The 22,689-nt window shown below is 68.9% G+C and carries 25 protein-coding genes; 10 read left to right on the plus strand and 15 right to left on the minus strand.

Features of this window, described 5'->3' with window-relative positions; translation table 11 throughout:
* The first annotated feature begins 9 nt into the window (after positions 1-9).
* Together atpD and atpC are read left to right on the plus strand one after the other, a co-directional pair.
* Positions 10-1,470, plus strand: a complete 1,461-nt coding sequence (atpD, locus tag H6G16_RS08705; RefSeq protein ID WP_190389922.1) for a F0F1 ATP synthase subunit beta — start codon at positions 10-12, stop codon at positions 1,468-1,470.
* 29 nt (positions 1,471-1,499) lie between these two features.
* Entirely contained in the window at positions 1,500-1,907 is a 408-nt protein-coding gene (gene atpC, locus H6G16_RS08710) for an ATP synthase F1 subunit epsilon (RefSeq protein WP_190389923.1), read from the plus strand.
* 201 nt (positions 1,908-2,108) lie between these two features.
* Here the strand turns inward: atpC and H6G16_RS08715 are convergent, their stop codons facing one another.
* Positions 2,109-2,600: a 30S ribosomal protein PSRP-3 gene (locus tag H6G16_RS08715; RefSeq protein ID WP_190389924.1), complete on the minus strand. Its 492-nt coding sequence runs from the start codon at positions 2,598-2,600 to the stop codon at positions 2,109-2,111.
* Between the two features lie 50 nt (positions 2,601-2,650).
* Between H6G16_RS08715 and H6G16_RS08720 the strand changes: the two genes are divergently transcribed.
* Together H6G16_RS08720 and H6G16_RS08725 are read left to right on the plus strand one after the other, a co-directional pair.
* Positions 2,651-3,310: a transaldolase family protein gene (locus H6G16_RS08720; RefSeq protein ID WP_190389925.1), complete on the plus strand. Its 660-nt coding sequence runs from the start codon at positions 2,651-2,653 to the stop codon at positions 3,308-3,310.
* A 36-nt stretch (positions 3,311-3,346) separates the two neighbouring features.
* Complete coding sequence (locus H6G16_RS08725; RefSeq protein WP_190389926.1) at positions 3,347-4,123, plus strand: TIGR01548 family HAD-type hydrolase; 777 nt, start codon at positions 3,347-3,349, stop codon at positions 4,121-4,123.
* 4 nt (positions 4,124-4,127) lie between these two features.
* On the opposite strand, the gene H6G16_RS08730 is transcribed toward H6G16_RS08725, so the two are convergent.
* On the minus strand, positions 4,128-5,447 hold the full coding sequence (locus H6G16_RS08730; protein WP_190389927.1) for an aminopeptidase P N-terminal domain-containing protein: 1,320 nt from the start codon (positions 5,445-5,447) through the stop codon (positions 4,128-4,130).
* 107 nt (positions 5,448-5,554) lie between these two features.
* Here H6G16_RS08730 and H6G16_RS08735 point away from each other — a divergent pair, with 107 nt between their 5' ends.
* The 6 genes from H6G16_RS08735 to ald all read left to right on the plus strand — a co-directional run bounded on the left by H6G16_RS08735 (position 5,555) and on the right by ald (position 12,777).
* On the plus strand, positions 5,555-6,571 hold the full coding sequence (locus H6G16_RS08735) for a CNNM domain-containing protein (RefSeq protein ID WP_190389928.1): 1,017 nt from the start codon (positions 5,555-5,557) through the stop codon (positions 6,569-6,571).
* Positions 6,568-7,893: a GTP-binding protein gene (locus H6G16_RS08740; RefSeq protein ID WP_190389929.1), complete on the plus strand. Its 1,326-nt coding sequence runs from the start codon at positions 6,568-6,570 to the stop codon at positions 7,891-7,893. Before H6G16_RS08735 ends, H6G16_RS08740 begins: the two co-directional genes overlap by 4 nt.
* Positions 7,890-8,513 (plus strand): nicotinate-nucleotide adenylyltransferase, encoded by a 624-nt coding sequence (locus tag H6G16_RS08745; protein WP_190389930.1) that lies wholly within the window; start codon positions 7,890-7,892, stop codon positions 8,511-8,513. The genes H6G16_RS08740 and H6G16_RS08745 overlap by 4 nt, the downstream gene beginning before the upstream one ends.
* Positions 8,513-10,234, plus strand: a complete 1,722-nt coding sequence (locus tag H6G16_RS08750; RefSeq protein WP_190389931.1) for an NAD+ synthase — start codon at positions 8,513-8,515, stop codon at positions 10,232-10,234. Before H6G16_RS08745 ends, H6G16_RS08750 begins: the two co-directional genes overlap by 1 nt.
* Positions 10,231-11,562: an APC family permease gene (locus H6G16_RS08755; protein ID WP_190389932.1), complete on the plus strand. Its 1,332-nt coding sequence runs from the start codon at positions 10,231-10,233 to the stop codon at positions 11,560-11,562. The genes H6G16_RS08750 and H6G16_RS08755 overlap by 4 nt, the downstream gene beginning before the upstream one ends.
* A 63-nt stretch (positions 11,563-11,625) precedes the next feature.
* Complete coding sequence (gene ald / locus H6G16_RS08760) at positions 11,626-12,777, plus strand: alanine dehydrogenase (protein WP_242036306.1); 1,152 nt, start codon at positions 11,626-11,628, stop codon at positions 12,775-12,777.
* Between the two features lie 30 nt (positions 12,778-12,807).
* Here the strand turns inward: ald and H6G16_RS08765 are convergent, their stop codons facing one another.
* The 13 genes from H6G16_RS08765 to H6G16_RS08820 form a co-directional block, all read right to left on the minus strand.
* Positions 12,808-13,881: a DUF3326 domain-containing protein gene (locus H6G16_RS08765; protein ID WP_190389933.1), complete on the minus strand. Its 1,074-nt coding sequence runs from the start codon at positions 13,879-13,881 to the stop codon at positions 12,808-12,810.
* Complete coding sequence (locus H6G16_RS13230) at positions 13,878-14,009, minus strand: hypothetical protein (protein WP_277874990.1); 132 nt, start codon at positions 14,007-14,009, stop codon at positions 13,878-13,880. The genes H6G16_RS08765 and H6G16_RS13230 overlap by 4 nt, the downstream gene beginning before the upstream one ends.
* A 62-nt stretch (positions 14,010-14,071) precedes the next feature.
* Positions 14,072-14,401: a 2Fe-2S iron-sulfur cluster-binding protein gene (locus H6G16_RS13110; protein WP_347238839.1), complete on the minus strand. Its 330-nt coding sequence runs from the start codon at positions 14,399-14,401 to the stop codon at positions 14,072-14,074.
* A 68-nt stretch (positions 14,402-14,469) separates the two neighbouring features.
* Complete coding sequence (locus H6G16_RS08775) at positions 14,470-15,168, minus strand: TIGR02466 family protein (RefSeq protein ID WP_190390001.1); 699 nt, start codon at positions 15,166-15,168, stop codon at positions 14,470-14,472.
* 226 nt (positions 15,169-15,394) lie between these two features.
* A complete protein-coding gene (locus H6G16_RS08780; protein WP_190389935.1) occupies positions 15,395-16,348 on the minus strand; it encodes a F0F1 ATP synthase subunit gamma in 954 nt (317 codons plus the stop codon).
* A gap of 15 nt (positions 16,349-16,363) precedes the next feature.
* Entirely contained in the window at positions 16,364-17,881 is a 1,518-nt protein-coding gene (atpA, locus tag H6G16_RS08785) for a F0F1 ATP synthase subunit alpha (RefSeq protein ID WP_190389936.1), read from the minus strand.
* Positions 17,882-17,966: 85 nt separating this feature from the next.
* Positions 17,967-18,515 (minus strand): ATP synthase F1 subunit delta, encoded by a 549-nt coding sequence (atpH, locus tag H6G16_RS08790; protein WP_190389937.1) that lies wholly within the window; start codon positions 18,513-18,515, stop codon positions 17,967-17,969.
* Complete coding sequence (locus tag H6G16_RS08795; RefSeq protein WP_190389938.1) at positions 18,515-19,039, minus strand: F0F1 ATP synthase subunit B; 525 nt, start codon at positions 19,037-19,039, stop codon at positions 18,515-18,517. The genes atpH and H6G16_RS08795 overlap by 1 nt, the downstream gene beginning before the upstream one ends.
* On the minus strand, positions 19,036-19,506 hold the full coding sequence (locus H6G16_RS08800; RefSeq protein ID WP_190389939.1) for a F0F1 ATP synthase subunit B': 471 nt from the start codon (positions 19,504-19,506) through the stop codon (positions 19,036-19,038). Before H6G16_RS08800 ends, H6G16_RS08795 begins: the two co-directional genes overlap by 4 nt.
* 97 nt (positions 19,507-19,603) lie before the next feature.
* Positions 19,604-19,852, minus strand: coding sequence for an ATP synthase F0 subunit C (atpE, locus tag H6G16_RS08805; protein ID WP_010315318.1), 249 nt, complete (start codon positions 19,850-19,852; stop codon positions 19,604-19,606).
* 160 nt (positions 19,853-20,012) lie between these two features.
* Positions 20,013-20,741 (minus strand): F0F1 ATP synthase subunit A, encoded by a 729-nt coding sequence (gene atpB / locus H6G16_RS08810; protein WP_190390002.1) that lies wholly within the window; start codon positions 20,739-20,741, stop codon positions 20,013-20,015.
* Positions 20,742-20,786: 45 nt separating this feature from the next.
* Complete coding sequence (locus H6G16_RS08815; RefSeq protein WP_242036307.1) at positions 20,787-21,293, minus strand: ATP synthase; 507 nt, start codon at positions 21,291-21,293, stop codon at positions 20,787-20,789.
* Between the two features lie 46 nt (positions 21,294-21,339).
* On the minus strand, positions 21,340-22,539 hold the full coding sequence (locus H6G16_RS08820) for a methyltransferase (protein WP_190389940.1): 1,200 nt from the start codon (positions 22,537-22,539) through the stop codon (positions 21,340-21,342).
* Positions 22,540-22,689: the final 150 nt, after the last annotated feature.

Consider the following 22,689-nt stretch of genomic DNA (forward strand, 5'->3'; position numbering starts at 1 on the left):
TCCCTCCCTATGGCAGCTGCTACCGCCACCGGCACCAAAGGCATCGTCCGGCAGGTGATTGGCCCGGTTCTCGACGTTGAATTCCCGGCCGGCAAGCTGCCCAAGATTTACAACGCGCTTCGGATCGAGGCGAAAAACTCCGCAGGCCAGCAAGTTGCCCTCACCGCCGAGGTGCAGCAACTCCTCGGTGACCACCGGGTGCGGGCCGTGGCCATGAGCACCACGGATGGCCTGGTGCGGGGCATGGAAGCCCTGGACACCGGCGCTCCCATCTCCGTTCCCGTGGGTGAAGCCACCCTGGGTCGCATCTTTAACGTGCTCGGCGAGCCCGTCGATGAGCAGGGCCCCGTCACCACCTCCGAAACGGCCTCGATCCACCGGGCTGCCCCCAGCCTCACCGAGCTGGAGACCAAGCCCAAGGTGTTCGAAACCGGCATCAAGGTGATCGACCTGCTGGCGCCCTACCGCCAAGGCGGCAAGGTCGGCCTGTTCGGTGGCGCCGGCGTGGGCAAAACCGTGTTGATCCAGGAGCTGATCAACAACATCGCCAAGGAGCACGGCGGGGTGTCCGTGTTTGCCGGCGTGGGTGAGCGCACCCGTGAAGGCAACGACCTCTACGAGGAGTTCAAGGAGTCCGGGGTGATCAACCCCAACGACCTCTCCAAATCGAAGGTGGCCCTCTGCTACGGCCAGATGAACGAGCCCCCCGGCGCCCGCATGCGCGTCGGTCTCTCGGCCCTCACCATGGCCGAGCACTTCCGCGACGCCAACAAGCAGGACGTGCTGCTGTTCGTCGACAACATCTTCCGCTTCGTGCAGGCCGGCTCGGAAGTGTCGGCCCTGCTGGGCCGCATGCCGTCGGCCGTGGGCTACCAGCCCACCCTCGGCACCGACGTCGGCATGCTGCAGGAGCGCATCACCTCCACCCTGGAAGGCTCGATCACCTCGATCCAGGCCGTCTATGTGCCGGCCGACGACCTGACCGACCCTGCTCCGGCCACCACCTTCGCCCACCTGGACGCCACCACCGTGCTCAGCCGCGGCCTGGCTTCCAAGGGCATCTACCCCGCTGTGGATCCCCTGGATTCCACCAGCACCATGCTCCAGCCCGCCGTGGTCGGCGACGAGCACTACCGCACCGCCCGGGCCGTGCAGTCCACCCTGCAGCGCTACAAGGAGCTGCAGGACATCATCGCGATTCTGGGTCTGGACGAACTGTCCGAAGACGACCGCCGCACGGTGGACCGCGCCCGCAAGATCGAGAAGTTCCTCTCCCAGCCCTTCTTTGTGGCCGAGATCTTCACCGGTCAAAAAGGTGAATACGTGAAACTGGAAGAAACCATCGCCGGTTTCAACCAGATCCTCGCCGGCGAACTCGACGATCTGCCGGAAGCGGCGTTCTACCTGGTGGGCAACATCGACCAGGTGAAGGCCAAGGCCGCCAAGATCCTCGCCGAAGCCAAGGGTTGATCCCCTCCCCGTTCTGAGGACCTCCCCCCATGAGTCTCACCCTGCGCGTTCTGGCCCCTGATCAGAGCGTTTTTGATGGAACCGCCGAAGAGGTGATCCTGCCCAGTACCACGGGTCAGGTGGGCATCCTGCCCGGGCACGTCACCATGCTGGCCGCCCTGGACACCGGCGTGATGCGCCTGCGCTCCGGCGGCAACTGGTCCACGATCGCCCTGATGGGCGGCTTCGCCGAAGTGGAAGCGGACGAAGTCACTGTGTTGGTGAACGGCGCCGAGCTGGGCAGCAGCATTGATGCCAACGCCGCTGAAGCCGCCTTCGAAGCGGCCCAGAGCGCCGCAGCCACCTTTGAGGGCCAGGCCAACAGCCCCGAAAAGGTGAAGGCCCAGCAGGCCCTCGCCGCCGCCCGCGCCCGATTCCAGGCCACCAAGGCTGGCTAAAGGCCGAAAACTCCAGGAGCTAGCTGCCCCCATACGGCCCCATCCCGTACCAGAAAGCCCCTCCTCCCAAGCGCCCCCCAGGGCGCTTTTTCATGGACCTTTGATGGATTGGATCGATCCATCCCACCGCCCCACGCGGGGGCAGACCCACAAAAAAGCGCCCCACGCGGGGGCGCACTGTGGATTGGGCAGCCCCGGCAATCAGGCGGTGCCGCAGAAGGTGACATCGGGGAACTTGAGCTTGGCCTCATCGAGGCTCTTGCCCTTGCCCTCCTCCTGCCAGTAGTTGATCACCTCGGTGGCCTTGTTGAGCACCTCAACGCGCTCGTTGTCGGTGATCCAGCTCTTGCCTTCGAGCTCGGTCTTGAGGGTTTCCCAGGCATCTTCCCGGGGCCAGAAGAAGTAGGCCGTCAAGGGGCTGGGGCCGCCGCCCACGATCTGGTCCACCGCCAGAGCCACGTTGTCGGGCAGCCAGAGAATCTTCAGCAGGAAACGGCCCTCGTCGGCCTTGGGGGTGTACCCGGAGGGAACGCCATCTTCGTCGATGGTGGCCGTGGCCAGGGCTGCACTGCCCCCACGCATCACCGGACGCCCCTGGGTGGTGGTGTCTTCAGCGGCCGCGGCCACCTCGGGCACGTCGGTCACAACAGCGCCTGGAGCGCTCTCGGTGGCTGGCATGGGGTCGGCGCTCAAGGCAACACGTCAAACAACTAACCTACCAGCCGCCCTGCCGGCCCCCGGCCATGGCCCTGCGCCTGTTTCTCGATTCGGCCGACCCGCAGGCCTGGCAGCAGTGGTTGCCCAGCGGGCTCTTCCACGGGGTCACCACCAACCCCACCCTGCTGCACCGGGCCGGCCAGCCCTGCAGCCTGGAGGGGCTGGCCCAGCTCGCCCCCGTGGCCCTGGCCCACGGCATCCAGGAACTGCACCTGCAGGCCTGGGGCCCCTCCGCCGCCGACATGCTGCACTGCGGCCGGGCCCTGGCAGCCCTGGCCCCGGGCCGGATTGCGGTCAAACTGCCCGTGACCCCGCAGGGCGCGGCGGTGGCCCGCCACCTGGTGGGCGACGGCATCCCCATCACCTTCACCGCCTGCTACGAGCCCCACCAGGTGCTGATCGCCGCGGCCCTCGGGGCTGCCTACATCGCCCCCTACCTGGGCCGGATCAACGACCAGGGGCGCGACGGGGCCGCCGCGGTGATCGCCATGCAGCGGAGCCTGTCGGGTCTGGGCTCCAGTGTCCGGCTGCTGGTCGCCAGCCTGCGTCAGCCGGGCGAACTCAGCCAACTGGCCGCTGAAGGCCTGAACACCTTCACGATCAGTGCCGACCTGGCTGCGGCCTTAGTGCACTGTGACGCCACCGAAGCCGCCAGCGCCCAGTTTGAACGCGACGCCCAACCCTGAGACCGCTTCACCACCCCCACACCCCAGCCAACCCCAATGCCCACCCGCCCCCAGGTCGTTGTGCTGTTCGACATCGACGGCGTGATCCGCGACGTGAGCGGCAGCTACCGCCGGGCGATCGTCGAGACGGTGCACCACTTCCAGGGCGAGCGGCCCGATCCCGCCGCCATCGACGCCCTCAAGAGCGAAGGCTGCTGGAACAACGACTGGGAGGCCTCTTTGGAACTGCTGCGTCGGTCGGGCCACGCGCCCCTGCCGGCCTTTGAGGCTGTGGTGGCTGTGTTTGAGAGCTTCTATTTCGGCGGCGATCCCAACGGCGACCCCAGCCTCTGGCAAGGGTTCATCGGCGACGAGCCGCTGCTGGTGCAGCCGCCCTTCTTTGCCGCCCTGGAGGCGGCCAACGTGCCCTTCGGCTTCGTGAGTGGGGCAGAGCCCCCCTCCTGCCGCTACGTGCTGGAAAGCCGGCTAGGGCTGAAGGATCCGCCCCTGATCGCCATGGGCGATGCGCCGGACAAGCCCGATCCCAGCGGCCTGCTGCGGCTCGCCAGTCGCTTGGCGGGCGGCAGCCTCGGTGCCGGCGCCCCGCCGGTGGCCTACCTAGGCGACACCGTGGCCGATGTGCTCACCGTGCGACGGGCCCGGACCCAGTGTCCCGGCCAGCGGTTTCTGGCGCTGGCCGTGGCGCCGCCCCACCTGCACGGGCACCCCGAGGCCCGTGCCAGCTACGAGGCCAAGCTGCTGGAAGCCGGCGCCGATGGGGTGATCCCGGCCACCGCCACCCTGCAGCGGCACCTGGAGACCCTGCTGGCCTGAGGGCTTAGCGCTCCAGGGCCGCCGGTGCTTTGAGGGCGGCGGCGGTGAGGGTCTCATGGCCGTGGTTGGTCACGGCCACATCGTCTTCAATGCGGATGCCGATCCCCTTCCAGCGCTCCTCGATGGCAGGCTGGCCGTCGGGCACCGGCAGCCGATCGCTCACATAGAGACCCGGTTCCACCGTGAGCACCATGCCGGGCTCCAGCTCCACATGGTGCTCCCCGAGTCGATAGGCCCCCACGTCATGCACATCGAGCCCCAGCCAGTGGCCGGTGCGGTGCATGTACAGATGGCGGTAGGCCCCCTGCTCGATCACCCCCTCCACCGAGCCCGCCAGCAGCCCCAGGTCGAGCAGACCGGCCACCAGCACCCGCAGGGCCGTGTCGTGCACCCCCTCGGCGGTGAACCCCGGCTCCACCGAGGCCACCGCCGCTTCCTGGGCCGCCAGCACCAGCTCATAGAGGGCCCGCTGCTCGCCGCTGAAGCGGCCATTCACCGGGAAGGTGCGGGTGATGTCGCCGTTGTAGTAATCCGAGAGGGAACAACCGGCGTCGATCAGCAGCAGGTCGCCGTCGTTCAGCGGGGCACTGTTGGCGGTGTAGTGGAGCACGCAGGCGTTGTCGCCGCCGGCCACGATCGTGCCGTAGGCCGGCCCGCGGGCGCCCTGCTCCAGGAAGTGCTGCTCGATCACCGCCTGCACCTGGCGCTCCAGCAGGCCCGGCCGCGCCACCTGGCGGGCCAGTTCATGGGCCTCCGCCGAGATCCGGGCCGCCTCCCGCATGCGCTCCAGCTCCTCGGGCCCCTTGCGCAGCCGCAGCTCATGCAGCAGGGGGCAGGGGGCCACCAGGCCGAGGGCGGCGGAGCCGCTGCGGGGGGCCCGATCCAGCTGGCCGGCCCAGGCCGCCAGCACCAGGGGCTCCACCTTGGGGTGCTTGCCCACCCGGAACGCAATGCCCTCGGCCCCCTTGAGGTACTCCGGCAGACGCTGCTCCAATTCGCTGCGGGGATGGGCCAGATCGGCGCCAAACGTGGCCACGGCCCCTTCACACCCCCAGCGGAAGCCGTTCCACACTTCGGCGCTGGCCTCGCGGGGCTGCACGAACAGCACAAAGCGCTCCCCCTCAGGGCGGTGCGGCAGGAACAGGGCCACCGCCTCCGGCTCATCGAAGCCGGTGAGATACCAGAAGTCGCTGTTCTGGCGGAACGGCCACTCGCAGTCGGCGTGATGCACCGCCAGAGCCGCCGCCGGGATCACCGCCGCCGCGCCTCCCAGCTGCTCAAAGAAGCGCCCGCGCCGCTGGGCAAAGATCGAGGGATCGTGCATGGAGGGTGGCCTGCGGGCCCTGGCTGGGTACCAGTCTGGGGCAGGCCCCAGGACAGGCGTTGGCAGAGACGATTGAATAGGGGGATGGCTAGCGGTAATCCGGCGGAATGAACGACCTGCTCGCCTTGGCGCTGCTGGTGCTGGTCGTGATCGCCGGATCGGCCCTGTGCTCGGGGGTGGAGGCGGCCCTGCTGACCGTTAACCCCGTGCGGGTGCATGAACTGGCAGCCCGCAGCAAACCCGTGCGCGGCGCTCGGCGGCTGGAGCAGCTGCGCCAGCGGCTGGGGCGCACCCTGTCGGTGCTGGTGATCGCCAACAACGGCTTCAACATCTTCGGCAGCCTGATGCTGGGCGGCTATGCCGCCATCGTGTTCAAACGCCACGGCGTTGAAGGGGTGGCCCTGCCCCTGTTTTCCGTGGGGCTCACGGTGCTGGTGATCCTGCTGGGCGAAATCCTGCCCAAGGCCCTCGGCAGCCGCCTCGCCATGCCGGTGGCCCTGGCCAGCGCCCCCACCCTGGCGGTGATCGCCCGGCTGATGCTGCCGCTGGTGCTGCTGCTGGAGCGGCTGCTGCCGGCGATCACCGCCGAAAACGAGATCAGCACCGACGAGGAGGAAATCCGGCTGCTGGCCCGCCTGGGCTCCCAGAAGGGCCAGATCGAGGCCGATGAGGCGGCCATGATCGCCAAGGTGTTCCAGCTCAACGACCTCACCGCCCGGGATCTGATGACCCCACGGGTGGCCGCCCCCACCCTGGAGGGGGCGGCGAGCCTCGAGCAGCTGCGTGGGGAGCTGCTGGCCAACAATGCCGAGTGGTGGGTGGTGCTGGGCGAAGAGGTGGACGAGGTGCTGGGGGTGGCCAGCCGGGAGCGGCTGCTGACGGCCCTGCTCCAGGGCGAGGGGGGCCGCAGCGCCTCCTCCCTGAGCGAGCCCGTCGACTACGTGCCGGAGATGATCCGGGCCGACCGGCTGCTCACGGGCTTCCGCCGCAACAGCACCGGCGTGCGGGTGGTGGTGGATGAATTCGGGGGCTTTGTGGGCGTGATCGGCGCCGAGTCGGTGCTGGCCGTGCTGGCGGGCTGGTGGCGGCGACCCCAGCCCGCGGCCGAGGGAGCCCGTCCATGAGACCGGCCCCTGGCGCCACTGCCGTGCCCACCACCCCGGAGCGCTGCCGGCTGCTGCTGGAGCAGTGGCGCAGCCAGCTGCAGCTCAGCGGCCGGGAGCAGAGCCAGCTGACCGGTCAGCACCAGGCCCTCGATCGCCAGCTGGAGCGCCTGCGCCAACGCTGCCTGCGGGTGGCCGTGTTCGGCCGGGTGGGGGTGGGCAAGTCGAGCCTGCTCAATGCCCTGCTGGGGGAGGAGGCCTTCGCCACCGACGTGGCCCACGGCTGCACCCGCCACCAGGACGCCCGGACCTGGCACCAGCCCATTGACGGCCTCCAGCGGGTGGAGCTGGTGGACACCCCCGGCATCGATGAGATCGCCGCCGCGGCCCGGGCCCGGCTGGCGGCCCGGGTGGCCCTCGGCTCCGACCTGGTGCTGCTGGTGCTCGACGGCGACCTCACCAGCGTTGAACTCGACGCCCTCGCGCCCCTGCTGGCCAGCGGCAAGCCCCTGCTGCTGGTGCTGAATCGCTGTGACTGCTGGAGCGAAGCCGAACAGGCCGCCCTGGTCGCCAGCATCCAGCGGCGCCTGCCCGCCGCGGCCCGGCACCTGGAACTGATCCCGGTCGCCGCCGCACCGCGCCAGCCCGAGCTGCTGGCCGATGGACGGGTCCGCAGCGTCGTCCAGGCGCCCCGGGTGGCACCCCTGCGGCGGGCCCTGGTGTCCCTGCTGGAGCAGCACGGTGAACTGCTGCTGGCCCTCAATGCCCTGGGCGCCGCTGACCGCTTCCACCAGGCCCTGCAGCGCTGGCGCCTGGGGGTCAGCCGCCGGGCCGCCCAGTCCCTGATTGGCCGCTTCGCCGCCCTCAAGGCCACCGGCGTGGCCGCCAACCCGCTGGTGTTGCTGGATCTGGCCGGCGGCCTGGCCTGCGACACGGCCCTGGTGCTGCAGCTCTGCCAGCTCTATGGCCTGCCGATGCACGGGTCCGGCGCGCGCCAGCTGCTGCGGCGCCTGTCGGGCCACAACGCCCTGCTGGGTGGGGCCCAGCTCGGCATCCAGCTGGCCCTGGGGGGCCTGCGCCAACTGCTGCTGCTGGCCGCGCCGTTCACCGGGGGGCTGAGCCTCGCCCCGGCAGCGCCGGTGGCCCTGGCCCAGGCGGCCCTGGCCGTGCACACCACCCGGCTGACGGGACGGCTGGCCGCCGCCGAACTGCTGCGGGGCGCCCAGAGCGGGGGCCGCCCCGGTGCCCTGCTGCGCCGCCTGGCCCACAGCGATCCCCAGGTGCGCCGGTGGCTGGGCGACCGCCCCCATCCTCCCGCCAACCTGCAGGCCCTGCTGCCATGAGCAGCGGGGGCATCCAGACGGGAGAAGGGCCGGTCGCCCTGTTCGGCACCAGCGCCGACCCGCCCACTCGGGGGCACCAGGCCCTGCTGGAGGGGTTGCTGCAGCTCTATCCCACGGTGGCCACCTGGGCCAGCGACAACCCCCTCAAGCAGCACGGGGCGCCGCTGGAACAACGGGCGGCCCTGCTGGGCCAACTGGTGGCCGCCATCGGCAACCCCCGGCTCCATCACCAGCAGGAGCTCAGCAGCCCGTGGGCGATCACCACCCTGGAGCGGGCGGCGGCCTGCTGGCACGGCCGCGACCTGGTGTTTGTGGTGGGCAGCGACCTGGCTTCCCAGGTGGCTGGCTGGAAGCAAGCCCAGGCGGTGCTCCAGCGCTGCGTGCTGGCCATTGCCCCCCGGGCCGGCTTCCCGCTGCAACCCGGCAGCCTGGAAACCCTTGAGACCCTCGGCGGGCGGGTGATCACCCTCAACCTGGAAGTGCCCGCCACCGCCAGCTCGGCGGTGCGTCAGAACCCGGACCCCAGCCAGATCCCCGCCGCCCTGGTGCCACTCCTGCTGGAGCACAATCTCTACGGGTTGACCCGCTCGAGCCTCCCCTGCCGCCTCGAAAGCCCCTGATGCGCCTCGCCCTGGCCCAACTCAATCCGTTGGTGGGGGACCTGGCGGGCAACGGCGAGCGGATCCTGGCCGCCTGCCGCCAGGCCGCCGCCCAGGGGGCTGATCTGGTGCTCACCCCCGAGCTCTCCCTCTGGGGCTACCCGCCGCGCGACCTGCTGCTGCGGCCGAGCCTGCTCATCCAGCAGGCCACCGAGCTGCAGCGGCTGGCCGATGCCCTGGCCCTGGAGTGGCCGGATCTGGCCGTGCTGGTCGGGGTGGCCGAGCCGGCCGGCGCCACCGAGCGACCGAACCTGTTCAACGCCATCGCCCTGATTGGGGCGGGCCAGTGGCGCATCGTCGCCCGCAAACGGCTGCTGCCCACCTACGACGTCTTCGACGAGCAGCGCTACTTCCGGGCGGGGGATCAGGCCTCAGTGCTCGACCTGGAGCACCAGGGGCGCTGCTGGCGTCTGGGTCTCACCATCTGCGAAGACCTCTGGGTGGAGGAGGAGCTGCAGGGCCACCGCCTGGCCGGTGCCGATCCCGTCGCCGAACTGCTTCCGCGCCAAATCGACCTGCTGCTGAACCTCTCGGCTTCCCCGTTTGGCCAGGCCAAGGCGGCCCTGCGCCATCGCCTCGCCGCCCGGGCCGCCCAACGGTTGCAATGCCCAGTGGTGTACGTGAACCAGGTGGGCGGCAACGATGAACTGGTCTTCGACGGGGCCAGCTTTGTGGTGGCGGCCAGCGGCACGGTGGTGCGCCAATTGGCCTGTTGCCGCGAACAGGTGGCGGTCTGGGACACCCCTGGAGTCAACCCGGCCCCCAGCCCCCCTGCGGCGCAGCTGCCGGAGGCCAACGACCAACTGTTTCGGGCCCTAGTGCTGGGCGTGCAGGACTACGCCCGCAAGTGCCGCTTCGCCCAGGCCCTGCTGGGGCTGAGTGGGGGGATCGATTCGGCCCTGGTGGCGGTGATCGCCACCGCGGCGCTGGGGCCAGACAACGTCCAGGGGCTGCTGATGCCCTCGCCCTGGAGCTCGGCCGGATCCCTCGCGGACGCCACGGCCCTGGCCCAGCGGCTGGGGATGGGCACCCACACCCTGCCGATCGCTCCGCTGATGGCGGGCTTTGATGCCGCCCTCCACCCCGCCCTGGCGGGGCCTCCCGCTGGGCTCACCGCCGAAAACCTGCAGTCGCGCATCCGCGGCACCCTGCTCATGGCCGTGGCCAACCAGCAGGGCCAGCTGCTGCTCTCCACCGGCAATAAATCGGAGCTGGCCGTGGGCTACTGCACCCTCTACGGCGACATGAACGGCGGCCTGGCGGTGATCGGGGACCTCTACAAAACCACGGTGTTTGCCCTCTGCGCCTGGCTTGACAGTCCAGCGGCCGCACCCTGCCGCGCCGAGCTGGGCCTCCCGCCCCAGGGCGAGCTGGTGGGCCGCGCCATCCGCGAGAAACCACCCAGCGCCGAGCTCCGTCCCGACCAGCGCGACAGCGACTCCCTCCCGGATTACGCGCTGCTGGACCCCATCCTCCAAGCCCTGATCGAAGACCTGCGCAGCCCCGAGGAGCTCGCCAGCCAGGGCCTGGCCGATGGCACGGGTGTGGATCGCGCCGACGCCGAGCGGATCCTGCAGCTGCTGCGCCGGGCCGAATTCAAACGGCGCCAGGCGGCCCCCCTGCTGAAGGTGAGCAGCCGCGCCTTCGGCAGCGGCTGGCGGATGCCGATCGCCGCGCTGTGACGAACGAGCTGCGGCGCTGCCTGGGACCGGTGGCGGTGACCGCCCAGGCCGTCGGCACGGTGGGACTCACCCTCACCGCCGTGTTCAACATCCCGGAGGCGATGCGCAGCGCCGGGCCTGCCACCTGGATCAGCTACGCCCTGGCCCTGGTGCTGGTGGTGCTGGTGGGCGAAACCCTGGTGCTGTTCCGCCAGCTGCCGGGCAGCCCCAGCGGCATCGCCGGCTACGTGGCCGCGGGGCTTGGCCTCCGTATCGGCGCCACAGCCAGCTGGGCCCTGCTGCTGGGCTACGGCGCCACCCTGCTCGGCTGCCTGGTGTTCTTTGGCTTCTTCCTCGAGCAGCTGGTCCTGCACCTCGGCTGGCAGGCGCCACGGCTGCTGGCCTATCTGCTGGGCGGGCTGGGCTGTCTGGAGTTGGCGCGCCGGGACGTGCAGCTCTCCACCCGCGCCATGTTGCTCACCGAGTCGATTTCGGCGCTGATCATCCTGACCCTCACCCTGGTGATCGTGCACCAGGGCTGGGGAGCGGCGGATCTGCGGGCGATCAACCCCCTCGCCGACACGGCGGGCCAGGTGCGCTCTGGCCTGATGGTGGCCGTGCTCAGCTTCATCGGCTTTGAGAGCGCGGCCAACCTCGGCCGCGAGGCGCTGCAACCGGAGCGGGCCATCCCGCGCAGCATCCGCACTGCCGTGCTGATCGCCGGAGTGCTGTTTGTGATCTGGGGTGCCTTTCTGCCGGAGGGGCTGGCCTGGTTGCCGGCCTCCGTGCGTCAAGGTCTGGATCCCCTCAGTGCCCTGGCGGAGCAGCTGGGGATTCCGGGGGCGGGAGCGTGGATCAAGGTGGGGGCGCTGCTGTGTCTGTTCGGCACCTGCCTGGGATCACTCACCGCCCTGGCCCGACTGGGCTTTGGGCTGGCGGAGCAGGGCCTGTTGCCCGAGGTGCTGGCCCGGGTGCATCCGCGCAGCGGCGCGCCCGCCAACGCCCTGCTGAGCCTCGGCCTGCCCCTGGTGGCGGGGGGTGCCCTGGTCGTGCAGCACAACCTGAGCATCAGCCAGATCTTCGGCCTGTTCGGTGGCTTTTCGGTGTTGTGCTTCCTGCTGGTGTACGGGCTGGTGGCCTGCTCCAGCCTGCAGGTAGCCCTGCCGGGCAACTCCCGCGGCCGCCGCTGGCTGGTGGGCGGCACCTCCCTGCTGGCTGTCACGGCGATCACCGCCGCCTACCTCACCAGCGTGGTGGGTCAGCAGAACGGCATGCTCCTCACCGTTGCCGGGCTGCTGCTGCTCGGGGCACTGCGGGCCTGGTGGGTGTTGCCCCCGGGCAGGGCCTAGGCCCGTGGCTGGCGCATGCCGGTCGCCGCGGCCAATCTGGAGGGACATCTCCGCAGCACATCCATGGCAGCCCCAAGCCCAGGCCCGGGCCTCAAGGCACCGATGGCCAGCATTGGCGTGCCGGCGGAAATCAAGCGCGATGAGCAGCGGGTGGCCCTCACCCCCGATGCGGTGCGCGACCTGACGGGCCAGGGCATCGAGGTACGGATTCAGGCCGGTGCGGGCCTCGGGGCCGGATTCGCAGACCCAGCCTTTGCCGCGGCCGGCGCCCGGCTGGTGAGCGCTGAGGAAGCCTGGGGCGCCCACCTGGTGGTGAAGGTGAAGGAGCCGCAGCCGCAGGAATTCGGCTACCTGCGGTCCGACCTGGTGCTGTTCACCTACCTGCATCTGGCGGCCTACCCGGAGGTGGGCCAGGCCCTGCTGGAGGCGGGCACCACGGCGGTGGCCTACGAAACCGTGCAGCTCGAAGATGGCAGCCTGCCCCTGCTGGCGCCGATGAGCGAGATCGCCGGCCGCCTGGCCGCCCAGGTGGGGGCCCACCTGCTGGAACAACCCCACGGCGGACGGGGGATCCTGATGGGCGGTTGCACCGGCGTGCGGCCGGCCCGGGTGGTGGTGCTGGGGGCGGGCAGTGTGGGCTGGAATGCGGCCCGGATCGCCGCCGCCATGGACGCCGAGGTGTTGTTGCTCGACCGCTCGCCCCAGAAACTGCGCAGCCTGGAAGCCCACCGCAGCGGGCGCCTGGTGAGCCTAGTGAGCAACCGCAGCCTGATCGAACGCCTGGTGCCGGAAGCCGACCTGCTGATCGGGGCGGTGCTCACCGCCGGGGGCAGGGCCCCCACCCTGGTGAGCGAAGACCTGGTGCGGCAGATGCAACCGGGCTCGGTGATTGTGGATGTGGCCATCGACCAGGGGGGGTGCATCGCCACCAGCCGCGAAACCACCCACACCGAGCCGGTGCACACCCTGCACGGGGTGCAGCACTACGCCGTGGGCAACATGCCCGGCGCCGTGCCCTTCACCTCCACCGAAGCGCTGGTGAGCGTCACCCTGCCCTACATCCTGGTGATGGCCGGGCGGGGGCTGGTGGAGGCCATCACCGACCGACCGGAGCTGCTCTCGGGCCTCAACACGGTGGATGGGGCGGTCTGCCATCCCGGCGTGGCCCGGGCCCTGGGGGTGGCTCCCCGCCATCCCATGGCCTGCCTGCGCTGACGCCCCGCCGCCCCGAAGGGAGCCCAGCGCTCAGACCAACCGGGCCAGGGGGCGCTGCAGGGCCGCGGGGCTAATCCCCTCACGCAGGGCCACCAGCAACCCCGCCGCTGCCGCATAGCAGCCGGCCTTCAGCGCCGGCAGCCCGAGGGCTTCCGCCGACACGTCCAGCACACAGGGATTGTGGACGGCAATCAGGGGGATGCCCCGCTCGGCGCAGGCCAACACGGCGGCCCCTCCCAGGGCTCCCGCCGGCGCCACCACCGCTCCCACCGCACCGATCTGGAGCAGGTCCGCGGCGGGGGCCGGCAGACCAGAAGACTCGGACACCCCGGGCAGCAACGGCACCAGATCCGGTGCCCGACTCAGCCCCACCAGCACACAGGCGAGGAAGGTGTAGCCCAACTCTTCGCCCGCCGCCCGGGGATCCAGGGCCGGATCCAGGGGCAGCGCGCTCAGGGCGGGTGCATGGGCGCAGGGGAGCCCCAGCTCCCGGCTCAACAGATGGCTGATGACCGCCTCAGCCCCGGCGAGGGCATCCACCCCGGAGCCCTGGCGATAGGCCGCCAGCGCCTCGCTGCCGGAATCGTCCGGGAAGCGGGCCACCACGGCGATGGCCGTGGCCCCGGCCGCCTTGAGCTGCTGACCTGCCCGGAGCAGCACCTCCGGACGACCCAGCTGGCCCCAACTGGCTCCGCTGGCCCCCTGGCTCAAGCTGACGTCCAGGGGCGCCTCGGTGGTCACCACCGGGCCGATCTCCAGGCCCAGGCTGGCCCGGCACCCCTCCGCCACCTGCAAATGGCGCCAGCGCAGGTCCTCCTCGATCCCCGCATCGAGCAGCAGCCCCACCCGCTGGCGCCGCACCGGCCGCAGACCGATCGTGCCGCGGGCGAAACGATCCAGGGCCGAACCCTCTACGTAGTGGATGCGGGGGTCGCTCCAATAAAGGGCCGCCCCGTTCATCACGTTGGGATGGGTGATCAGGCAGCCACTGGCGGCCGCCAGCAGCCGGGCAGAAGGCAGGGCATCGCCCGCATAGCCCCCCAATTCGCAGCCGATGCCGGTGGGAATCACCAACAGGGTGGGCAGGGGTCGGCCCGCCGTCATGCCAGCACCACCGCCTCGATCAGCAGCACCGATCCCGGCAGCAGCGGCTCCTCGCCAGATTCCACACCGGTGATAGCCCAGCGCAGGGGATCGCCATGGATCTCCAGAGCCCGCTCGATCTGGGGCATCAGGGGACCAGGGACCCGCTGCAGACGCAGCGTGACGGGCTGCAATCGCACCGCCGATCGACTCACTTCTGGTATTGACCGAACTGGGCTTCGTAGAGGGCGTCTTCCTGGCCCGCCTTCAGCTTGAGATCAGCCAGGGGGAAGGACACACACAGAAGGGCAAACCCCCGCTGCTGCAGCTCCGCCTTGACGCCCATGGCGTCGGGCTGGTGCACGCTGCCCTCGCTGATCAGGGCCGCGCAGGTGGTGCAGACCCCAGAGCAGCAGGAACTGGGCAGGGGCACGCCGGCGGCCTCGGCCGCCGCCAGCACGGTCTGGTCGCTGCGGCAGGGGAAGGTGTGCTGGGAGCCTTCGAATTCGGCGGTGATCGTGAAGGTGTGGGGTTCGGTCACGGGAGGGCCGGATCGGAACAGCGATGCCCCATCTTCCCAGCCCGCCTCCACCCGCCCTGCAGCGACCCTCAGCAGTCCTGCCATTGGCTGGGATGGGGCGCGAGGTATTCCGGCGGGGGGGAGCCGGCCTCGGCCGGGGGGGCCGTCAGGAAGAAATCGAGGCTGAGGGAACAGCGCAGATCATCGGGATCCCCGTTGGGCAGCACCGCATGATCGAGGCAGCTGGGGAACAGCAGCAGCAGCCCGGCCCTGGGGGCCACATCGACCCAGGGGAGCGTCCAGGTGGAGGGGCCCAGCGGACCACCGTGCCCCACGGCCATCCCCGGCACCAGCTCATTGGCCTGCCGCTGGGGCCAGAGGCGCAGACAACCGCTGCGGCCACTGCCATCCCCATTGAGGTAGTAGATGGCGCTGAGGTGGGCGTTGGGATGGTGATGGCGCCCCACCACCTGCCCCTCCTCACTGAGCACCGGCCAGCAGCGCTGAATGTGCAGGGCCACTTGGGAGCGATCAAAACCAAGTTGCTGGAGATAGGCCTCCGCCTGATCCACGAGCTCGGCAATCAAGGGGGCAAACACCGGGTGCCGATGCAGCTGCCAGACGCCGTTGAGATCGCCGGTCCAGGCGGAGCCGGGATCGGGATTCGAGCCGGCCTCGCCCCGCAGCCCATGCAGAGCCTGGATCTGCAACGCCGTATCGAGGGGGTCGGGCTGGAGCTGCACCCGGCCGAGGGCCACAGGGAACAGGGGCTCGACCGTCAGGCCCATGCCGGCAGGCAACGGCGACAACATGGGCTCCTCCAAAGCACAGGCGTTCGGATCCAGCATCCCAGCCAGCCTGAACAAGGCTCGGGGGCGCCGATCCCCAACCCGGTCAGCCAGCAAAAAGCCCCGAAAATCCCTGGCTGTGGCACACGCAGGGCGTGCGCAACCACTGGGGAGATCCGGGGTAGGAGATCCGGGGTTGGGGGAGCGCCCCGCGCGCTGGACTCGCTCAGCTCATCGCGGCCGCACCGCCCACCACTTCCAGGATTTCCTGGGTGATGGCGGCCTGGCGGGCCTTGTTGTAATCGAGGGTGAGGGTCTTGGCGAGCGCCTTGGCGTTGTCGCTGGCGTTGTTCATGGCCGTCATCCGGCTGGCCAGCTCGGACGCCGCCGCCTCCTGGAGGGAGCGCAGCAACTGGTTTTCCAGATACAGGGGCAGCAGCGCGTTGAGCAGCTGATCCGGGCTCTGATCGAACACGATGTCCGAGGGCAGCTTGGGCTGCACGTTGGAGGCCGTACCGACCTCAACGCCCAGCTGGCCATCGCGGGTGGTGAGACGGAAGATCTCGTCCTCGGGGATGGCGATGCCCTGGGGATCCAGGGGCAGCAGGGTCTGGATGACCGGCTTGGAGCTCACCAGGTTGATGAACTTGGTGAAGATGATCTCGACGCGGTCGGTGGTGCCGGAGAGGAATTCAGCCAACACCTCATTGGCGATGCCCATGGCCTCACTGGCCTTGGGCACCTGCTCCAGGCCGGTGAAGGTGGCCCGGATGGTGTAGAGGCTCGCCCGGTTCTGGAAATAGGTGATCGCCTTGCGGCCAATCAGCACCAGGTCCACCTTGTAGCCCTGGCCGGTGAGCTCGGCGTAGCGCTGTTCGGTGCGCTTGATGATGTTGGCGTTGTAACCACCGCAGAGGCCGCGGTCACCGGTCACCGAGAGGAGGGTGATCGTGCCCACGTCGCGTTGCTCCAGCAGGGGAGCATCGGCATCTTCAAAACGCATGCGCGACTGGAGGTTTTCCAGCACGCGGGCGAGGCGGTCGGCGAAGGGCCGGCTGCGCAGCACCTGCTCCTGGGCCCGCCGCACCTTGGCGGCAGCCACCAGACGCATGGCCTCGGTGATCTTGCGGGTGTTCTTGACCGAACTGATCCGGTCGCGGATGTCCTTGAGGTTTGCCATCGGTAATGCCCCTCCTCAAACGGAGGCGAGCATGGTCGACTTCACCTCGTTGATCGCATCCTTGAGCATGGCTTCAGCTTCGTCGCTGAGCTGCTTCTCGGTCTGGACCTTGGAGATGTAGTCGGCCTTGTTGGTCTTGAGGTACTCGCGCAGCTCACGGCAGAACTGCACCACCGACTCCACCGGGACTTCGTCGATCATGCCCTTGACGCCGGCATACACCACGGCCACCTGCTCGGCCAGGATCAGGGGGCTGAACTGGGGCTGCTTGAGGATCTCGCGCAGGCGCTTGCCTCGGGCCAGCTGCTGCTGGGTGGCGGCATCAAGGTCGGAGGCAAACTGGGAGAAGGCAGCCAGTTCGTCGAACTGGGCCAGCTCCAGCTTCAGGGTGCCGGCGATCTTCTTGATGGCCTTGGTCTGGGCGGCACCACCCACCCGGCTCACCGAGATGCCCACGTTGATGGCGGGGCGCAGGCCGGAGTTGAACAGGTCGGAGCTGAGGAACACCTGGCCGTCGGTGATCGAAATCACGTTGGTGGGGATGTAGGCCGACACGTCACCGGCCTGGGTCTCGATGATCGGCAGGGCGGTCATGGAGCCCTTGCCCATGGCGTCGCTCAGCTTGGCGGCGCGCTCGAGCAGGCGGCTGTGGCAATAGAACACGTCGCCGGGGTAGGCCTCACGACCGGGGGGACGGCGCAGCAGCAGCGACATCTGGCGGTAGGCCTGGGCCTGCTTGGTGAGGTCGTCGTAGATCACCAGGGTGGCCTTGCCCTTGTACATGAACGACTCCGCCAACGCGGCGCCGGTGTAAGGAGCCAGGTACTGCAGGGCGGCCGACTCGGAGGCACTGGCGGCCACCACGATGGTGTAGTCGAGGGCACCCTTCTCGCGCAGCACCTCCACCACGTTGGCCACGGAAGCGGCCTTCTGACCCACGGCCACGTAGACGCAGACGACGTCTTCGCCCTTCTGGTTGATGATCGTGTCGATCGCGATGGCGGTTTTGCCGGTCTGGCGGTCGCCAATGATCAGCTCCCGCTGGCCCCGACCGATGGGGATCATGGCGTCGATGGCGGTGATGCCCGTCTGCATGGGCTCGTGCACCGACTTGCGCTGGATGATCCCAGGCGCCATCGATTCGATCAGGCGCGTCTCGGTGGTGGCGATGTCCCCCTTGCCGTCGATGGGCTGACCCAGGGAATTGACCACCCGGCCCAGCATGGCGTCGCCCACGGGCACGGCGGCGATCTTGCCGGTGGCCTTGACGGTGCTGCCCTCCTGGATGCCGCGGCCTTCGCCCATCAGCACCACACCGACGTTGTCGTCCTCGAGGTTGAGGGCGATGCCTTCGGTGCCGTCTTCGAACTGGACCAGCTCGCCGGCCATCACCTGCTGCAATCCGTACACACGGGCGATGCCATCGCCGATCTGCAGCACGGTTCCGACGTTGCTGACCGAAACCGACTTGTCGTAGTCCTCAATCTGCTGCTTGAGGATGGCGCTGATCTCGTCGGGGCGGATGGAAACCATGGGAGGAAGTCCCCACAGGGGGAGCTGATGGAAGGGAAGGCGTTGAAGCGAGAAGGGGGACCGGAGGGCCGGTGTTGCAGCGGAGCTAGCTCACCTGGGCCAGCGCCAGGCCGAGACGGCGCACCTGGCCCGAGAGGCTGGCGTCGATCACCTGGGATCCCATGCTGACGATGAAGCCACCGATCAGGCTGGGGTCGACCACAAGGTCGAACTCCACGGCCTTGGAGCCGGCGATCGCCTGCACTTTTTTGTTGAGCTCGGCCTGCTGCTCTTCGGTGAGCACGGCGGCCGACGTGACCTTGGCCAGGGTGATGTTGCGAAGCTCGCGGTAAAGCTCCAGGAAGCGGATCAACACCGCATCCAACATCGGCAGGCGCTGGCGGTCGGCCAGCAGCTTGAGCAGGTTCTGCACCGTCGGGGTGACCCGGTCGTTGAAGAGGGTTGCCAGAGCGGCCTTCTTGGCGTCGGGCTCCAACACCGGGGAGGACAGGGCGGCCTGTAGTTCGGGGCTGGAGTTGAGGACAGCCAGCAGATCCTTCGCCTGCTCAGCCACCGCGTCGGTTTCTTTGCGGGATTCGGCCACCTGCAGCAACGCTTCGGCGTAGGGGGTGGCGATGGAGTTGAGGAGGGGCATCAGGCTTTCCTCAGGGTCGTGATGGACTGGTCGATCAACCGTGCCTGGGCATCGGCATCGAGCTTTCCAGGAAGGGTGGAGAGGGCCTTGGCGATGGCACGGTTGGCAGCCTCACGGCGCAGCTGGTCGGTCACCCGGGCTGCCTCGGCGCTGAGGTCGGCAATGGCACCCTGCTTGAGGCGTGCCATTTCCTCAATGGTCCGCTTCTCGCTTTCGAGGCGTAGGGCCTCGGCACGGGCCTGGCCATCGGCGCGGATCTGGTCAGCTTTCTGCTGGGCGGCGGCCAGATCCTGTTGGGCTTTGGCCAGAGCAGAGGTGGCCGACACCAGACGCTGCTCGGCGTCCTGGAGGTCGCTCAAGATGGCGTTGCGACGGCGCTCCAGAATGCTGCCGAGGAATCCGGGCAGGAACTTCCAGAGCCCGAAAATGACGATCGCCAGGTTAATGATGTTGGTCTCAAAGGGATTGAGATTGAGACCAAAACCGCCATGGCTGGCGAGCAGGGTGGGAAGCAGGACTGTCATGAGGTGGCCAGCAAGCGGGACACGATCAGGTCACCGAGCTTGTCGGCATCCTTAATGAGCTGGGTCATCGCCTGATCCCGCTGGGCATCGATCTCGCGGCGAGCCTGCTCCCGGGAAGCATTGGCATCGGCCGTCGCAGCCGCCAAGGCATCGCGATAGAGACGATCCATCTCCTGTTCGGCCTCCAGGATCAGCTTCTGGGACTGCTGGCGCGCGTCCTTGAGCTGTTCCTTGAGGTCGGATTCCAGCCGCTCAACCTGGGCCAGCTTCTGCTTGGCGTCGGCACGACTGGTGGAAATGAAGCTCTCGCGCTCCTCCACGGCCCGGCCAACGGGGCGGAAGAACAGCGAATTCAGAATGAAGGTGAGGAGAACCACCTGCACCGCCATCAGCGGCAGGGTGGCATCGAGGTCAAACAGACCTCCCTCCGGGACACCTGCTTCGGCGAGCAGAAGCCAGCTGGTCATTGGGGCGAGGGCGCTGGAACGGTCGGGCGGGATGGGCGGTGGTGAGATTGGGAGGGCAGGGGCTCAGGCCCCCACCTTCCGTCCACTCACGCAACGATCAACCAGCGAAGGGGTTGGCGAACAGCAGCACCAGAGCGACCACAAGGCCGTAGATGGTGAGAGCTTCCATGAAGGCCAGGGACAGCAGCAGGGTGCCGCGGATCTTGCCTTCGGCTTCGGGCTGACGTGCAATGCCTTCAACGGCGCCGCCAGCTGCGGTGCCCTGACCGATGCCGGGGCCGATGGCACCGAGGCCGACAGCCAGGCCAGCGGCCACAACAGACGCAGCGGAGGTGATGGAATCCATGGTGGAGTGGGGGATGGGAGGCGCCTTGACAGCGCGTAGTGGACCGGGATTGAAACCCTGCGCCTGGGACATCCCCGAAGGAATGGGCCCGGGGTGCATCCGGACCTGCGCGAGGGAGATTTAGCAGAGCGCCGGAGCAGCTCCGCCAGACGAAGAGCGCCTAGTGGTGCTCTTCGTGCACCGCCTCGCCGATGTAGTAGGCGGCGAGGGTGGCGAAGATCAGAGCCTGGATGGCGCTGGTGAACAGTCCCAGGAACATGGCCGGCAGGGGCACGATCAGGGGCACCAGAAACGCCAACACCGCCACCACCAATTCGTCGGCCAGGATGTTTCCGAACAGACGGAAGGAGAGGGAGAGGGGCTTGGTGAAATCTTCGACGATCTTGAACGGGAGCATGATCGGCGTCGGCTCCACGTAGTACTCGAAATAGCGCAGACCCTTGCGGCTCAGACCGGCATAGAAATAGGCCAGGGAGACCAGCAGAGCCAGGGCAATCGTGGTGTTGATGTCCGCGGTAGGCGCACCGAGTTCGCCGCTGGGCAGGTGGATCAGCTTCCAAGGAACCAGGGCACCGCCCCAGTTGCTCACGAAGATGAACAGGAACAGGGTGCCGATGAAGGGCATCCAGTCGCGGTAGGCCTTCTCACCGATTTGCTCGCGGGAGAGGTCGCGGATGTAGTCCCAGAGGAACTCCAGCAAGTTCTGGGTGCCGCGGGGATCCCGCTCCAGCTTGCGGGTGCCTACCACCACCAGGGCCAACAGGGCACCGATTACAACCCAGGAGCTCAGGAAGACCTGGCCGTGGATTTTGAGGTTGCCGAGTTGCCAATAGAGGTGTTGACCAACCTCCAGTTCGGCAAAGGGGAGAAGGAGAGGCATCGGAGCCAGCGAGGGGGGTTCGGGGTCGCCGGGGCGACGGAACGGGATGGAGCGTCAGGTGTCGAAGACTGCCTGCAAAATCACCGCCGGCTTGTAGAGCAGGAAGCCCAACAGGGCCGGCAGGGTCGAGAGCTGGGGAACCCTGGACGACACCAGCACGAGAGCGACCGGCACCAAGAGCTGGGCCTTGCTCATGCGGCGGGAATTCTCTCCCAACCGGGTGACGCTGCGGCTGAGCAGCCACAGATAGAGCAGGCCGGCCATGGCACCCACGAACAGGCTGAAGGCCGTTGCGAGGGACCCAACGACGGCGGTGGCGACCACGGCCACTGCGGAGAGCAGCAGGGTGGCCAACAACAGCCGGCGTTGCAGCCGGAAGTAGTCGTCCATGCCGTTACTGGGATCGGGCGTGGCCCGATCGGCAGCTGCGGGAGGAACCACAGCCAGGGGAGACGCGGTGCTGGGGCCATCCATCTGAACCAGATCCACCGTCACCAGGGGAGCAGCCATGGCGGCTGGCCCGGGGTCGGGAATCGAGGAACAGGGGAGGGAAACCGGCAAGTGCGTTCAACCCCTGAAAAGGCGAGCGGAATTTATCACGCTCGGGTCACTGCACCGGCAGCAACACCCGTTGCTCCAACAGCTCTCGCGCCACCGCAAGCCGTTGCGCCATGGGCCACTCCAGGGGGAGCTGACCAATCGCCAGGGCGGGGGCCGCCTCCAGGGCCCGCATCAGGTCCAGCCCCTCCTCGCTGAGGCTGAGCGGCATCAGGTCGGGGCCCATCAGGCTGGTGGAGGGCCAGCCCCAGAGACAGCGGTTGACCTCACCCCGGGCCGCGAGCAGGGCCGCATCGGAGCTCCAATCCGCAACGGCGACCGGGCCCTTGCTGAGGAAAAACTCAAAGTGACTGATGTCGGGGTCGAGCTCCTCCACCAGCGCCCACTGCTGGCGCGGGGAGAGGGCCAGAGCGCGGTCCAGCAGCTCGCCCCTCAACAGACGGGCCGGCGACCAGACTTCGGGATTGGAGAACCCGACGAAGTCCAGCCCCGCTGAGGCCACGAAGGCCATCAGCCGCTCGAGGTTATAGCTCGTCTCCTGGGGGTGGAGATACATGTCGGCGAAGTTGGCGTCGGCCGTGGTGTCGAGGGCCCAACGCTGCTCGTGATGGCGGCGCAGTCGATTGGGTTCGGGCAGCTCCGCCAGCAGTTGACGACCGAGACGCAGCCCGTCCTCGCCCGTGCCCGCCCCCAACAGCGCCAGGGCCCTCTGGGTGCGATGGATTTCCCAGCGGCCGCCGTCTGCATAGAGAAAAAGATGGAGCAGCCCACCCGGCCTTAACAGCCCGGCCAGGGCCTTCAGACCCGCTTCCGGCTCACGCAGGTGGTGCAGCACCCCCACCGAGTTGATGTAGTCGAACGGGCCCTCGCCCGCCAGATCCAGCAGGCTGCGCTCCTCCACGCGCAGCTCGTGCACCTGGGCGGCGGCTCCGGAGCGCCGGGTGCGCTCCCGCGCCACCTCGAGGGTGCCGGGACTGATATCCACCGCCAGCACCGAGGAGCCCGGATTGAGATGGCAGAGGTAGTCCGTGCTGACGCCGGTGCCGCAGCCGGCATCCAGGATCCGCCAGGTGCGCCGGCCCGTCGCCGGACGGGGCGGCAGGGCGCCGAAGGCGGCGACCCAGGCGCTATCGACACACCAGCGCCAGTTGTAGCCGGGGGGCGGCCCGTCCTGGAGGGGGTCGCCCGGATAGGGGAAGCGGTCGTAGAAGGCGCTCACCACCGGCGTGGCGGCATCACTGGCGGGCACGGGGGCATCAGCGGGAACGGGCCGAGCTTTTCACGACCCGGTGCCCCCTCGACGGCCCAGCGGCCAAAGCGGCTGCAAACATTTGTTCATGGCCCGACGAAGGCCCAGAGGGGCAGCCGTAACGTGGCCCAGCCCGGTTCGCTCTCGTCA

The organism is Cyanobium sp. FACHB-13342 (assembly GCF_014697415.1).
Taxonomy (GTDB): domain Bacteria; phylum Cyanobacteriota; class Cyanobacteriia; order PCC-6307; family Cyanobiaceae; genus Cyanobium_A.

Coding starts and splice junctions, on each gene's coding strand:
- H6G16_RS08725 (WP_190389926.1), top strand. CDS start 3,347: ATGCCCACCCGCCCCCAGGTCGTTGTGCTGTTCGACATCGACGGCGTG.
- H6G16_RS08765 (WP_190389933.1), bottom strand. CDS start 13,881: ATGACGGCGGGCCGACCCCTGCCCACCCTGTTGGTGATTCCCACCGGC.
- atpC (WP_190389923.1), top strand. CDS start 1,500: ATGAGTCTCACCCTGCGCGTTCTGGCCCCTGATCAGAGCGTTTTTGAT.
- H6G16_RS13230 (WP_277874990.1), bottom strand. CDS start 14,009: ATGCCCCAGATCGAGCGGGCTCTGGAGATCCATGGCGATCCCCTGCGC.
- atpD (WP_190389922.1), top strand. CDS start 10: ATGGCAGCTGCTACCGCCACCGGCACCAAAGGCATCGTCCGGCAGGTG.
- atpE (WP_010315318.1), bottom strand. CDS start 19,852: ATGGATTCCATCACCTCCGCTGCGTCTGTTGTGGCCGCTGGCCTGGCT.
- H6G16_RS08775 (WP_190390001.1), bottom strand. CDS start 15,168: ATGGGCCTGACGGTCGAGCCCCTGTTCCCTGTGGCCCTCGGCCGGGTG.
- H6G16_RS08740 (WP_190389929.1), top strand. CDS start 6,568: ATGAGACCGGCCCCTGGCGCCACTGCCGTGCCCACCACCCCGGAGCGC.
- atpA (WP_190389936.1), bottom strand. CDS start 17,881: ATGGTTTCCATCCGCCCCGACGAGATCAGCGCCATCCTCAAGCAGCAG.
- H6G16_RS08745 (WP_190389930.1), top strand. CDS start 7,890: ATGAGCAGCGGGGGCATCCAGACGGGAGAAGGGCCGGTCGCCCTGTTC.
- H6G16_RS08795 (WP_190389938.1), bottom strand. CDS start 19,039: ATGACAGTCCTGCTTCCCACCCTGCTCGCCAGCCATGGCGGTTTTGGT.
- ald (WP_242036306.1), top strand. CDS start 11,626: ATGGCAGCCCCAAGCCCAGGCCCGGGCCTCAAGGCACCGATGGCCAGC.
- H6G16_RS08780 (WP_190389935.1), bottom strand. CDS start 16,348: ATGGCAAACCTCAAGGACATCCGCGACCGGATCAGTTCGGTCAAGAAC.
- H6G16_RS08800 (WP_190389939.1), bottom strand. CDS start 19,506: ATGACCAGCTGGCTTCTGCTCGCCGAAGCAGGTGTCCCGGAGGGAGGT.
- H6G16_RS08720 (WP_190389925.1), top strand. CDS start 2,651: ATGGCCCTGCGCCTGTTTCTCGATTCGGCCGACCCGCAGGCCTGGCAG.
- H6G16_RS08735 (WP_190389928.1), top strand. CDS start 5,555: ATGAACGACCTGCTCGCCTTGGCGCTGCTGGTGCTGGTCGTGATCGCC.
- atpH (WP_190389937.1), bottom strand. CDS start 18,515: ATGCCCCTCCTCAACTCCATCGCCACCCCCTACGCCGAAGCGTTGCTG.
- H6G16_RS08730 (WP_190389927.1), bottom strand. CDS start 5,447: ATGCACGATCCCTCGATCTTTGCCCAGCGGCGCGGGCGCTTCTTTGAG.
- H6G16_RS08750 (WP_190389931.1), top strand. CDS start 8,513: ATGCGCCTCGCCCTGGCCCAACTCAATCCGTTGGTGGGGGACCTGGCG.